Source organism: Mesorhizobium sp. WSM4871 (assembly GCF_055811295.1).
Genome location: NZ_JBVVPU010000068.1, coordinates 1 through 330 on the forward strand (window position 1 = coordinate 1; position 330 = coordinate 330).

General features: G+C 64.5%; 1 protein-coding gene. It reads left to right on the top strand.

Annotated elements, in window-relative coordinates; all coding sequences use genetic code 11:
• Positions 1–54: 54 nt before the first annotated feature.
• Positions 55–330 (top strand): thiamine pyrophosphate-binding protein (locus AC0L2H_RS32550; RefSeq protein ID WP_473593684.1); only part of this gene is annotated, 276 nt, incomplete at its 3' end.

Here is a 330-nt window from a genome sequence, read left to right on the forward strand (position 1 = left end):
GCGTCTGGGCGAACACACCGAAGAAATCCTTGCCGAGCTGGAGAGATCAGGAAAATGAAGACCGGCGGACAATTGATTGTCGATGCGCTCGAAGCAAACGGCACCGACCGCACCTATTGCGTGCCGGGAGAATCCTATCTCGCCGTGCTCGACGCGCTGCACGATTCCCCGATCCGCACCATCGTCTGCCGCCAGGAAGGCGGTGCGGCGATGATGGCCGACTGCCATGGCCGCCTGACCGGCAAGCCCGGCATCTGCTTCGTCACCCGCGGCCCCGGCGCCACCAACGCCTCGGCCGGCATCCACATCGCCATGCAGGATTCGGTTCCC